At 47.0% G+C, this 13,216-nt stretch carries 9 protein-coding genes; 6 read left to right on the top strand and 3 right to left on the bottom strand.

The window, feature by feature from the left end:
- The first annotated feature begins 81 nt into the window (after window positions 1-81).
- From H6995_09450 to dbpA, 3 genes are all read left to right on the top strand, one after another.
- Window positions 82-1,107: a hypothetical protein gene (locus H6995_09450; protein MCP5215218.1), complete on the top strand. Its 1,026-nt coding sequence runs from the start codon at window positions 82-84 to the stop codon at window positions 1,105-1,107.
- 289 nt (window positions 1,108-1,396) lie between these two features.
- Window positions 1,397-1,603, top strand: coding sequence for a cold-shock protein (locus H6995_09445; protein MCP5215217.1), 207 nt, complete (start codon window positions 1,397-1,399; stop codon window positions 1,601-1,603).
- Between the two features lie 193 nt (window positions 1,604-1,796).
- Window positions 1,797-3,185 (top strand): ATP-dependent RNA helicase DbpA, encoded by a 1,389-nt coding sequence (gene dbpA / locus H6995_09440; protein ID MCP5215216.1) that lies wholly within the window; start codon window positions 1,797-1,799, stop codon window positions 3,183-3,185.
- Between the two features lie 27 nt (window positions 3,186-3,212).
- Here dbpA and H6995_09435 read toward each other — a convergent pair whose 3' ends face one another.
- Window positions 3,213-3,686, bottom strand: a complete 474-nt coding sequence (locus H6995_09435) for an NYN domain-containing protein (GenBank protein ID MCP5215215.1) — start codon at window positions 3,684-3,686, stop codon at window positions 3,213-3,215.
- Between the two features lie 50 nt (window positions 3,687-3,736).
- Window positions 3,737-5,092, bottom strand: coding sequence for a DEAD/DEAH box helicase (locus H6995_09430; GenBank protein ID MCP5215214.1), 1,356 nt, complete (start codon window positions 5,090-5,092; stop codon window positions 3,737-3,739).
- A 325-nt stretch (window positions 5,093-5,417) separates the two neighbouring features.
- Here H6995_09430 and H6995_09425 point away from each other — a divergent pair, with 325 nt between their 5' ends.
- Window positions 5,418-7,013, top strand: coding sequence for a phosphoethanolamine--lipid A transferase (locus H6995_09425; GenBank protein MCP5215213.1), 1,596 nt, complete (start codon window positions 5,418-5,420; stop codon window positions 7,011-7,013).
- 69 nt (window positions 7,014-7,082) lie between these two features.
- On the opposite strand, the gene H6995_09420 is transcribed toward H6995_09425, so the two are convergent.
- The gene (locus H6995_09420; GenBank protein MCP5215212.1) at window positions 7,083-7,481 is read right to left on the bottom strand and encodes a hypothetical protein; all 399 of its coding nucleotides are present in this window, start codon (window positions 7,479-7,481) and stop codon (window positions 7,083-7,085) included.
- Window positions 7,482-7,714: 233 nt separating this feature from the next.
- Between H6995_09420 and H6995_09415 the strand changes: the two genes are divergently transcribed.
- Complete coding sequence (locus H6995_09415) at window positions 7,715-8,116, top strand: SEC-C domain-containing protein (GenBank protein MCP5215211.1); 402 nt, start codon at window positions 7,715-7,717, stop codon at window positions 8,114-8,116.
- A gap of 460 nt (window positions 8,117-8,576) precedes the next feature.
- Entirely contained in the window at window positions 8,577-13,205 is a 4,629-nt protein-coding gene (gene gltB / locus H6995_09410) for a glutamate synthase large subunit (protein ID MCP5215210.1), read from the top strand.
- The last annotated feature ends 11 nt before the right edge of the window (window positions 13,206-13,216 follow it).

Genomic DNA, 13,216 nt, shown 5'->3' with positions numbered 1-13,216 from the left:
CAAGAACCACTGTGTCGTCCTGGATATAATGTGTGAAGGAGCTATTGCTTTTTTAATACAAGATGTCTTACATTTGGCCGTATGAACCGTTGGCTTTGTCTTTGTTTGCTTGCGGCTAGCGGTGGGACAATACCGGTGCTGGCCGTTGCCGAAAGTGCTACAACTACCCCTTTCCCTGATAAAGAGACGGTATCTACCTCTGCTGCGAATCAGGGGAGTTTCAATCGTTCCGAAAGCTCAAGTTGGCTCGATAAAAGTCATGCCTATGCGTCCCGCTCTACAGATTCTCTGGCAAACTGGATAGATAACTTTTTTGGCGTACCAAGGGCCGATATTGAGTCGGCCTACACTTCCTTACGTCTTTCCTTTGATAATGAGTGGGAAGAGTCTGTCGGTAATGACACCAATGTTCGACTGCGAGGCAAAGTGCATTTGCCAAGAATTAACGAGCGACTCAGTTTGATCTTTACTGATGATGAGGGTAGTGATGGTGATAAAGTCGATACCGGCATTAGCGCGGTTACCGGTAAAAAGGAAAATACGAAGGTTGGCCTGCAATACAATATTCAAGATGAGAAGCGGTCGCGATTGGATTTTAGTGTTGGTATGCGGTCTTCATTTAAGGGTAAAGCGAATATGCGCTATCGGTACGAGCTACCCTGGGGTGAGCTCTTAACCAACCGTTTTACCGAGACATTGTATTTTGTTGATGGCGAAGGTTTTGGTGTTCGCAGTAGCTATGACCTGGATCGAACTATTGATGAGAACCGTTTGCTGCGTTGGGCCAACAATCTGAAGTTTTCGGAAGATACCAATGGTGTTCAATGGTCAACCCGACTGCTGATGGGCGAACGTCTCAATGAAAAGTCAGCAATTTCTTATTTTGTCTGGACAGGCGGAGAGACTCGTCCTGATTACCTAACAACCTCCTATGGTTTAGGAATGCGTTACCGCCGCACTTTTTTTCGTCCTTGGCTATTTTATGAGCTAGAACCTGCCTATGCATGGAAACGCGAGGAGATTGAAGATAATCGTGAAGGAGTGGCAATCTTTACGGCGAGAATTGAGGTGAATTTGGAGCGTTTACGGCAATCAAAAACAGACTAGTGCGCAGGTGAAATGCCAGAATAGGGCGCAATTAATGTGTGTATTATTCCGCAGTTTTATTGCGCTCACGGTGAATCCTTTCTTGAAAATAGTGCCGCAGAGGTGAATTGACAAAGGTATAAAGCGGTGTATAATTCATTGCGCTTGAAAGTACGTCTTATATTTATGCACACCATTTCGATGTCCTGTCTTTAGTTATCGTCCTGTTTTCATAAGTAATAGCAAAACTTCCAGCAAAATGGCCTTCTAGAAAGGCTTCAATTACTCTTGATTTAAATAGGTTATGATTATGTCTACAACTACCGGCACTGTTAAGTGGTTCAATGAATCCAAAGGTTTTGGCTTTATCGAGCAAGAATCTGGTCCCGATGTTTTTGCCCACTTCAGCGCTATCTCCGGCTCAGGTTTTAAAACCTTGACCGAAGGTCAGAAAGTGAAATTCACTGTTACGCAAGGCCAAAAAGGTCCTCAAGCAGAGAACATCGAACCGATTTAATTATCCGATTTCGATTAAAGTCTGCGTTAATTTAGCGCAGGCTCGCCTCATTCTCCTTGGGAGTTGAGGGTTAAAAGGGCTAGACCTTTGGGTCTTGCCCTTTTTTGTCGGCTGAATAAAACGTGACTCTACAGACATACCGCCATCGAACTCCCATTCCAGCACTCAACCGAGTCACTAAAGGACACCTGCATTGAACCAAACTGCCTTTTCAAATCTTAATCTGGATAGTGTCCTGCTTGAGAACCTTGCCACACTAGATTATAAGGCCATGACGGCCATTCAGGCACAGAGTCTGCCACCTATTTTGGAGGGCAAAGACGTTATCGGGCAGGGTAAAACCGGTTCGGGTAAAACGGCTGCCTTTGGTCTTGGGCTGCTGCAAAAGCTGGATGTAAAACGCTTTCGTATTCAGTCGTTGGTGCTCTGCCCAACCCGTGAATTGGCAGATCAGGTAGCAAAAGAAATTCGGCGGTTGGCGCGTACCGTTCATAATATCAAAGTGTTAACGCTTTGCGGCGGTATGCCGTTCGGACCGCAGGTCGGTTCTTTGGAGCATGGTGCACATATTATTGTGGGTACACCGGGGCGGATTGAAGAACACCTGCGTAAAAATACGCTTGATTTGGCGCACATCGATACTCTGGTGCTTGACGAAGCTGACCGTATGCTCGACATGGGCTTTCATGAATCGCTGGATATGATCATAGGTGAAATCCCCGAACAACGGCAAACGCTGTTATTTAGCGCCACTTTTCCTAATCAGATTAAAGCTATTGCTGAGCGCATTATGCGTCAACCGGTGATGGTGCAAGTCGCCTCCACCCATGATAATAGTAGTATTCAACAACATTTTTATAAGGTCGAAGACGATACCTCGCGGATTGATGCGTTGCGACTTTTATTGCTTCACTATCGACCCGGTTCCACTTTGGTGTTCTGCAATACCAAACAGGAAACGCAGGAAGTTGCTAACCAATTGCGCCATTGTGGGTTTAGCGCGCTGGCTTTGCATGGCGACCTGGAACAAAAGGATCGTGATCAAACCTTGGTGCGTTTTGTTAATAAGAGTGCGTCTGTACTGGTGGCAACCGATGTCGCCGCTCGTGGGTTAGATATTGATACGCTGGATGCGGTGATTAATTATCAGATTGCTCGCGAACTGGAAGTGCACGTTCATCGCATTGGTCGAACCGGAAGGGCTGGCAGTAGCGGCATCGCTCTCACACTCTATAGCGATAAAGAAAGCTATAAATTTGCCAAGCTTGCAGATTATCTCAAGCAAACTATCACTACCGAGAACTTACCACCAATTAGTTTGCTGGAAGGCCCGACCTACAAACCACCGATGATGACGCTGCAAATTGACGGCGGCAAAAAGCAGAAAGTGAGGCCCGGCGATATATTGGGTGCGCTCACCGGCGAATATGGCATCGAGGGTCATCAGGTCGGTAAAATTCAAATCTACGATAACTGGGCGTTTGTGGCGGTCAGGAGTGATGTGGTTAGAGTCGCATTGCAGAAACTGGAAAGTGGCAAGTTAAAAGGGCGCTCGTTTCGAGTCAGACAGTTACGAGTTTAGGGTTTTTCGTGGGGTGCTAATAACCTGTTACAGCAGTAAACTTTTTGTGATGGGGTGAAAGATGGTCGCTGATTCGATGAGTGAATTGGCGGTCAGTGCCGGTACGCCATAGACTTCGGTTGTCACCCCGTAGGCCTTGCTTACCTTATCTAGCAGTAAGTCGAAGTCGCCATCGCCAGATAACAAAACAACGCAGTCAACCTTGCTGGCACAGTCCATTACGTCAATCGTGATTCCCACATCCCAATCACCTTTGGCTGAGCCATCGCTACGTTGGATATAGGGTTTGAGCTTAACGTCAAAACCAATTTTCTGCAGGGTGCTTTGGAATTGACGTTGTTTCTCGTCGCCACGGTCAATGGCGTAGGCGGTGGCTGAAATAATCTCGCCCTTTGCGCAAAGATATTGCCAGAGTTTACGGTAATTAAATTGCCGCTCATAGGCTTGGCGCGTGGTGTAGTAAATATTCTGTACATCGGCAAACAGGGCGATTTTCTTCACGCTTATACCCTCATGTTTAACAAAAGATAACAGACTGGTGAGCGAGAGAGTTAGCCAGATTTGGTTGCAGCGTGCTGATTTCGTTTGCCCCGATAATGGTTTTTGCCTGCGTCAGCCGTTGCTTTATTGCCAGTTGTCTGTCTTTTGTTTTTACCCGTTGGTTTGTGGCCGCGAGCATTTTCACCGGAACGCTGGCCATCCTGGTGCCCCGATTTTGTACGCTTTGGTCGATTGGCTCGGACGGGGCGACCCAGCCGTGACTCGGGTACATCGTGAGTGGGTTCAAAACCGTCAATAAACTTACGCGGGATTAAATTTTGAATTAACCGCTCGATATCCGATAACTGTTTAAATTCATCTGCGCTAACCAAAGACAGGGCTTCGCCAGTGGCGCCTGCGCGGCCAGTGCGACCGATACGATGTACATAGTCTTCCGGTACATTGGGCAGATCAAAATTAACCACGTGCGGTAATTGATCGATATCCAGTCCTCGAGCAGCAATATCAGTCGCCACCAAAACTTGGCTAACGCCATTTTTAAAATCCGCTAGTGCTTTGGTTCGTGCTCCCTGACTTTTATTACCGTGAATTGCAGCGGCATTGATTCCGTGCGTTTCCAACTGTCGTGTCAGGCGATTCGCGCCGTGTTTGGTTTTACTGAAAACCAATACCTGTTCCCATTGGTTTTCTTTGATCAAGTGAGTGAGCAATGCCGACTTTTTAGCCTTGTCCACCGGAATAACCCACTGGCCCACCGATTGCACTGTCGTGTTACGAGGACTCACGGATATCTCAACCGGATTGTTTACCAAGCCCTTGGCAAGATTACGGATATCATTAGAAAAGGTGGCTGAGAACATCAGGTTTTGTCGTTGCTTGGGTAGGAGTGCCAGAATTTTGCGAATATCGTGGATAAAGCCCATATCCAGCATCCGATCCGCCTCATCCAGCACCAGTACTTCCAGCTGTTTAAAACGAACGGCATTTTGGTTGTACAGGTCGAGCAAGCGGCCCGGCGTTGCGACCAGAATATCTACTCCTTTGCGCAGTTTCATCATTTGCGGATTGATCTTGACGCCACCAAACACAACCGTCGAACGCAGTGGTAAATGTTTACCATAGGTTGCCACACTTTCTGCTACCTGGGCCGCTAGCTCGCGGGTAGGGGTGAGGATAAGCGCACGTACCTGGTTGGGCTGCGCACGTTCGCCTTTCGAGAGTCGATCCAAAATAGGCAGGGTAAAGCCAGCCGTTTTGCCGGTGCCGGTTTGCGCGGCCGCCATCACATCTTTACCCGCTATAACGGCCGGTATTGCTTCTAATTGAATCGGTGTAGGGGTGTTGTAACCTTCTTCGGCGATGGCTTTAAGAACGGGGGCGGATAACCCCAGGGAGGCAAAACTCATAGAATATTCTCTTAATACGGCAAATAGTGTTGTTTAGCGCCATGCTGGCGGCGCGTGCAGCTTACAGGAACTCTATGTCATTAGCTATTAGTGGATTGCTCCACTGCCTCAAGTGTCCGGGATAAAAAGGTTTTGGGATGTGTAAATTTTGCGAGCATTGTCGTGTCGTGAGTTTTGATTATCTTTGCCTAAGGTGATGGTTTCAGAGCCAGCAAGGATGCTCATCAGTTTCCCTTAAGATATTCACTATATGCTTTGTCAGGTTGGATTGAACCCCCGTTTTTCCAGAACGAATCCCTGGTTGTCAAAAAGTGATTAAGTAAAGATGAAGTTTAAATTGGTACTAACTCAACAAAGGTTGATTGCGCTGGCAGCGGCATTTTTGGTGGTCTTCTATAACCAAACATTTTTTAGGAAGGTTTTTGACGTATACGGTCTAGCAGAGCCGAATATATACTTTGTTTGTTCGCTGGCGGTATTCCTGTTTGCCGCCATTGTAGCCTTGTTAACTTTGGTTAGTTCGAAATATACAACTAAGCCCATTTTAGCGGTAATACTCGTGCTGGCTGCATTAGCAAGTTATTTTATGGATAGTTATGGCGCGATTATTGACGAGAGCATGCTCCAAAATGCTATTGAAACGGATACCGCTGAAGTCATGGATTTATTCAGTCTAAGGTTTTTGCTCTATTTCATTTTGCTCGGACTGATACCCGCGATTTTGGTGCTGAAAGCGCCGATGGCTTATCCATCCTTACGACGCGGCGTTATTGGTAAATCGATAACTATTGCCATGTCATTGGTTATCATTGGTGCTGTTATGCTGGCCTTTGGGGACAGCTATGCCTCATTTATTAGAGAGCATAAACAAATCAGGTATTATACCAATCCACTGGCATTCATTTATGCGACCATTAAATACGCTAAAGGCTTTGCCGCGAATGATGAGCCGCTGAGTCTTCAAACTATTGGTGAGGATGCCGCTATTCCTTTGACCGATATTGATCGAGAGCTGGTTGTTATGGTGGTTGGAGAAACCGCTCGGGCCGATAGATTTTCGCTGAACGGGTACTCTAGAATAACTAACCCGCTGCTTGAAAAGGAGAACGTGGTTAGCTTTGGAGATTTTTACAGCTGCGGCACATCAACATCCATCTCCGTACCCTGTATGTTTTCAAATTTGGGGCGCGACGACTATACGAAATCAAAAGCCAGTGGGACCGAAAATGCCCTTGATGTATTAAAGCACGCTGGTGTCAATATACTCTGGCGAGATAATAATTCGAGTTCGAAGGGGGTGGCGGACAGAGTCACCTATGAAGACTTCAAGAGTTCCAAAACCAATCCTGATTGTGATGCTGAATGCCGGGATGCGGGGATGTTGTCAGGGTTACAGGACTATATCGATAGCACCAAAAGTGGCGATATCTTAATTGTATTGCACCAGATGGGAAATCATGGCCCAGCTTATTACAAACGATATCCAAAGAGTTTCGAAATATTCAAACCTACTTGCAATACCAACCAACTGGAAAGCTGTAGCGCCGAAGAAATTAACAACAGCTATGATAATGTTATCCTTTATACCGACTATTTTTTATCGGAAGTGATCCGGCTGCTGAAGGCAAATGCTGCGGCGTTCGAGCCCGCCCTGCTGTATGTCAGTGACCACGGTGAGTCATTGGGGGATAACGGGCTGTATTTGCATGGCTTGCCGTACCCTTTGGCACCGGATGAACAAAAACATGTGGCAGCGCTGATGTGGTTTGGTGATAGTTTTCACATAGATGTAGCAGCGATTCGAAAGAAGGCCATGCAACGTTTTACCCACGACAATATATTCCATACCTTGCTCGGGATTATGGAGGTTGAGACGCAGGTATATGACCAAGCGAAGGATATTCTCTCAGGTAATGGATAGAGTCGATATGCTCGATAGTGCAAAGCTTTCAATAAAGTAAAAAATACTTGCTTGAGTAAAAAGTAAAAGCTACTTGCTGACCTTTAAATCATCCTTGATAGGAAGCAAGTCGGCTGCCAATGCATTTTTAAATCGTCCCAGCCCACATGAACCTAATGGGCGCAAACCGAAGCCGCCGGTATCCAGTACGGTAATAATATCCAAATCACAGAGTTGTGACAGAGATGTGCGGTACATAAAGGGCTGGTTCTTTCTCAGTCCAGGGCAGCGATGAGGTAAAATATTAATGAACTGCTTACCAGCCTGCATACGAAAGAGAATACGCTGGTTATCGAGAACCTCTACACTTTTGATTTGTGTCAGATTGATACAGCGTTCGCCAAGATTTTCTTCGTCCGCATAGAGTGTGCCGATAAACAAGCTGAGCGGTAGAATAAGTGTACCCATAGCTAATTTTAAAGAATTCATTATTAATCACCTCGAATTTGGTCAAGAAACATGAGACTTTTATCAATGTTGGAGGCTGTAAAATACCGACAGGATATAGAGCTCAATTCATGGTGGAGGTTCCCGAAACCATTCTTGAAATCATAGTTTGGCGAAACGCATGATGTTTCGTAGTATTGGCTTATATTTTCAGTTGAATAGCATTTTAGCTGAATAATTTTAGTGCTATTCGTTAGAGAGGCTAAGGTCGTTATATGGTAAAGAGGAATAATTTCTGCATTTGTGGTAGCGGTAAACCGCTAGAAAAGTGCTGCGAACGTTTTCTCAAAGCGGGCCTGCAGGCGAAAACACCCGAACAATTAATGCGCTCACGCTACAGTGCTTACGCATTAGGTGGTTATGGCGGCTATTTATTAAAAACTTGGTTTCCCGCAACAGCCAAAGGTTTAACAGCAAAAGCGTTATCCGAGCCAAGTTGTGAGTGGCTTAAGCTGGAAGTGCTCAATCGTTTCCAAAAGGGTGATGATGGCGAAGTTGAGTTTAATGCTTATTACCATGATGCCAGTGGTGATGTGAAACTGATGCATGAAAAGTCGATCTTCCGACGTGTCGCGGGACGTTGGTATTACGTGGGAGGCGAGGTTGGCTGGACCTGATACTATCAATCTATCGGCAACGGCTGGCGACGTTTGCTAAAGCGACAATATTGTTTTATATCTGGGGCATTGAGCCGTTCTTCATTAATTAAGAGTTTGTTTTTCTTCTAATACAGAAAAAGAATGTTTGAGCAATATTCTTAACCTTTTTGGATTGTAATGGTAAACTTACGCTCCGCGTGAAACCGCGCAACAACCTGTGGCTTTCAAGTTTATTCTTGGTTGCATTTAACTTGTTGAACAATAACGAAAAAAACGTTATTTGTTAGCTCCGCTAAGTGGTCGACTCCCGAATTGTCTGCACAATTGGCTATAGGAATTTTAGCCAACTAAGGAATGCTGACGAAATTTTATGGGGTTGAATACGGTAAATTCGAAAGAATCTGCTGAGAAAACAATAAAAGCGTACGTAGTATTTCGAGCAATTGACGCAAGAAGGAGATTCGGTATGGCCAGCGAAATGACCTCTACAAAGGCTTTCGGTCTACCTCAAAAACAGGGTCTTTATGATCCTCAATTTGAAAAAGACAGCTGTGGTGTCGGTTTTGTCGCCCACATTAAAGGTAAAGCAAGTCATCAGATTCTCGTAGATGCCATCCATGCCTTAGAGCAGATGGAACATCGTGGTGGCTGTGGTTGTGAAGCAAACACTGGCGACGGAGCTGGCGTTCTGACTACTTTGCCGCATCGGTTCCTTGCAAAAGTGGCACAGCAAGATTTATCAGTTGTATTACCAACTCCGGGCAGCTATGCGGCGGGCAATTTATTTTTGCCCACTGATGCGAAAGAGAGGGACTTTTGTAAGGCTGCGGTTGAGCAGGCTATCCAAGATCAGGATCTTAAATTACTTGGCTGGCGGTTACTGCCAGTGGATGCACCGGGTGCTGACATTGGCCCGACTGCTTTAGCTGCGCGCCCACATATTGAACAACTGTTTGTCGCTGATGGTAACGGTCTCAGCGGTGATGAGTTAGAGCGCAAGCTTTATCTGCTGCGCAAAAAAACTACCCATCAGCTGCGTGGTAGCGATAGCTTGGCACAAGGCAAAATGTTTTATTTTTGTAGCCTGTCCACGAAAGTGCTGGTTTATAAAGGGATGCTAACGACCGCACAGGTGTCTTTGTTTTATAAGGATTTGACGGACTCAGATTATGAGTCGCACCTAGCGATGGTGCACTCCCGTTTTAGCACTAACACTTTCCCGTCTTGGGATCGTGCACAACCCAACCGCTTTATGAGCCATAACGGCGAAATTAATACGCGGCAGGGTAATATTAATGCCATGATGGCGCGCCAAGGGGTGGCCAAAAGCGCGCTATTTGGCGACCAGCTCAAAAATCTATTCCCAGTGGTTGAGCCTGACTGCTCAGACTCGGGCAGTTTTGATAATGTGCTTGAATTTTTACTGATGAATGGCCGTACCTTGCAGGAGGCCATTATGATGATGATTCCTGAGGCCTGGCAAAATGACAAAGCCATGCCTAAGCACAAACGTGATTTTTACGAGTATCACTCGGCGCTCATGGAGCCCTGGGATGGCCCGGCTTCTATTGCTTTTACCGACGGTAATTTTATTGGCGCGGTACTGGATCGAAATGGATTACGCCCCAGCCGCTATTATGTAACCCATGACGATCATGTGATTATGGCGTCTGAAGTTGGCGTAGTACCGATTGATCCGGCCAATGTGAAATACAAGGGTAGGTTGCGTCCGGGTAAAATGTTCCTGATCGATATTGAGCAGGGACGGATGATTTCTGACGAAGAGTTGAAGGATGAATTCGCCAAACGTCGTCCTTACGGTGAGTGGCTGGATGATCAGCGCCTTGAACTCGACAAACTACACACCGAAGAAGAGCCGCACGGCTTTGAGCCGGAGACATTATTGCCGCGCATGCAGGCCTTTGGCTATAGCGTCGAAACGTTACAATTTATGCTGTTACCAATGGTTAAGCAATTGCGTGATCCCGTTGGCTCTATGGGTAACGATTCGGCGCTGGCCTGTCTTTCCGACAAACCGCGCATGCTCTACGATTATTTCAAACAGCTGTTTGCCCAGGTCACCAACCCGGCGATTGATTCTATTCGTGAAGAAGTGGTGATGACACTGCAATGCTACATCGGACCGGAAGGGAACTTGCTGGAAACCACCAAAGAGCACGCACATCGGTTGCTGATTCCACACCCAATTATTTCCAATGAAGATATGGCCGCGCTTAAGCACATCGATCACAAGCATGTGGATCACCGTCAGTGGCGATCGAAAACCATCGATATCACCTTTGCAAAAGCTGAAGGCGATAATGGCTTAGTGAAGGCGTTGGAAAGAATTTGTGCTGAAGCGTCGCAAGCGATTGCGGATGATTACAGTCTAGTCATCTTGTCAGATAGAAATATCGGGCCGGATCGTGTGCCAGTGAGTACCTTGTTGGCGACGGGTGCGGTTCACCATCACTTAGTGAAACGCCATGAACGTACCCGAATTGGTATTGTGCTGGAATCTGGGGAAGCGCGCGAAGTTCACCACCATTGTTTGCTAATTGGTTTTGGCGCAGATGCGATTAACCCCTACTTAGCGTTTGAAGCGCTCTGGCAGGCACAGCGCGATGGTTTACTACCCGGCGAAAAGTATGACAATGACGATAAAATTGTTGCGGCTTATCGTAAAGGTGTCGCCAAGGGCATGCTCAAGGTTATGGCGAAAATGGGCATTTCAACATTACAATCCTATAAAGGTGCGCAAATCTTTGAAGCTGTCGGCTTAGCCGATGAAGTCATTCAGCGCTGTTTTGTTGGCACCGTAAGCCGTGTTGCTGGTGTTGGTTTTGATGTATTGGCGCAAGAGGCATTGCGTCGGCATGAGCTGGGTTATCCCGCGCGTGAGCAGATTCGTATTCCCGTGTTACCTAATAATGGTGAGATGCATTGGCGTGCCAGTGGCGATCATCACATGTGGGATCCACAGGCGATTGCAGAGCTACAGAATGCCTCGCGCACTAACGATAAAAATGCCTACTGGCGTTTTGCGGAACGAATTAATACGCATAATACGCGCAACTGTACACTACGAGGCTTGATGACCTTTAAAGAAGGGGTTAACAGGGAGATACCGCTAGAAGAGGTTGAATCGGTACAGGAAATTGTTAAGCGTTTTGCGACCGGGGCGATGAGTTTTGGATCGATCTCCCAGGAAAGTCACGAATCATTGGCGATCGCAATGAACCGTATGGGAGGTAAGTCCAATACCGGTGAAGGCGGTGAAGACGCCGAGCGTTTTATCCCTATGGCAAATGGCGATTCCAAGCGTTCTGCTATTAAGCAGGTCGCTTCCGGCCGCTTTGGGGTGACGACTTGGTACTTAGCCAACGCGGATGAAATACAGATTAAGATTTCACAGGGTGCGAAGCCCGGTGAAGGTGGAGAATTGCCGGGTCGTAAAGTCGATGACTATATCGCGCGGTTACGTCATTCAACCCCCGGTGTAGGGTTGATCAGCCCCCCACCGCACCATGATATTTATTCTATCGAAGACATGGCGCAATTAATTCACGATCTGAAGAACTCCAACCCAGATGCGCGTATCAGCGTTAAATTAGTGTCTGAAATGGGTGTTGGAACAATTGCTGCCGGTGTTACTAAAGCGAAAGCGGATCATATTGTCATTGCCGGTCATGACGGCGGAACTGGCGCATCACCGATCACCTCAATTAAACACGCGGGCTTACCCTGGGAATTGGGCTTAGCAGAAACCCATCAGACTTTGGTGATGAACGACCTGCGTTCGCGTGTGATTATTCAAACTGACGGTCAGCTGAAAACTGGGCGTGACGTGGCAATAGCGGCGCTGTTGGGTGCTGAAGAGTTTGGGTTTGCGACGGCGCCGCTGATTACCTTGGGTTGCATCATGATGCGTAAGTGTCATTTAAATACCTGCCCGGTGGGGATTGCCACCCAGGATCCGGAATTGCGCGCTAAATTCAGTGGTAAACCAGAGTATGTGGTGAACTACCTCTTTATGGTCGCCGAAGAGTTGCGCCAAATTATGGCAAAACTCGGCTTCAAAACCATTAATGAAATGGTCGGTCGCAGTGATTTGTTGGTTATGGATAAGGCTGTCAAGCATTGGAAGGCAAGTGGTATTGATTTAACCTCGATTCTAGCGCCAGCGAAGAAACCACGTGAAGACGTGCAGGTTTATCAGGTGATCCAGCAGGATCATGGTCTGGAGTTAGCGCTGGATAATGAGATTATCAAGTTGGCGCAACCAGCCATCGATAAAGGCCAGCCTGTAAAAATGGAATTGCCGGTGGTCAACATCAACCGTGTGGTTGGCACGATGTTGTCGCACCAAATCGTTAAAAAATGGGGCGAGGCAATGTTGCCGGACGATACCATTCACATCAAATTGAACGGTTCGGCTGGACAGAGTTTGGGTGCCTTCTTGGCGAAAGGCGTTACTATCGAAGTTGAGGGTGATACCAATGATTACGTCGGCAAAGGCCTGAGCGGTGGTCGTTTGATTGTTTATCCGCCAAAGCAGAGCACGTTTAAAGCGGAAGAGAATATTCTGATCGGAAACGTCGTAATGTACGGAGCAACGTCCGGTGAAGCCTACTTTAGAGGTATTGCAGCAGAACGTTTTTGTGTTCGCAACAGTGGCGCAAGTGCTGTTGTGGAAGGGGTTGGCGATCACGGCTGCGAGTATATGACAGGTGGGCGTGTGGTTGTGCTCGGTGGCACGGGCTGGAACTTTGCCGCAGGTATGAGTGGCGGTATTGCTTACGTGCTGGATGAAGCCAATGACTTTTACGAAAAATGTAATACTGGCATGGTCAATTTGGAAATTGTCGACGCGGAAGAAGATATCGCTGAGCTGAAACAGCTCATTAAGAATCATCTAAGCTATACCGGGTCAGCTGTGGCAGAGCGTGTGTTGGCCAATTGGGAAACGATACTTGCACAGTTTGTGAAAGTGATGCCGGTGGATTACAAGCGGGTGCTGGAAGAACGTAAACTTGCGCAACTTCAAACACAGAATCAATCACGGGTCGGGACAGCCGATGGCGTGGTTTCTGCTTCCGCACAATAAACAGGTTTCAA

It is taken from the genome of Pseudomonadales bacterium, assembly GCA_024234615.1.
In the GTDB taxonomy this organism is placed as follows: Bacteria; Pseudomonadota; Gammaproteobacteria; order Pseudomonadales; family IMCC2047; genus JAJFKB01.
The sequence above is the reverse complement of the archived record's forward strand: the minus strand, read 5'-3'. Positions and strand labels throughout refer to the sequence as shown.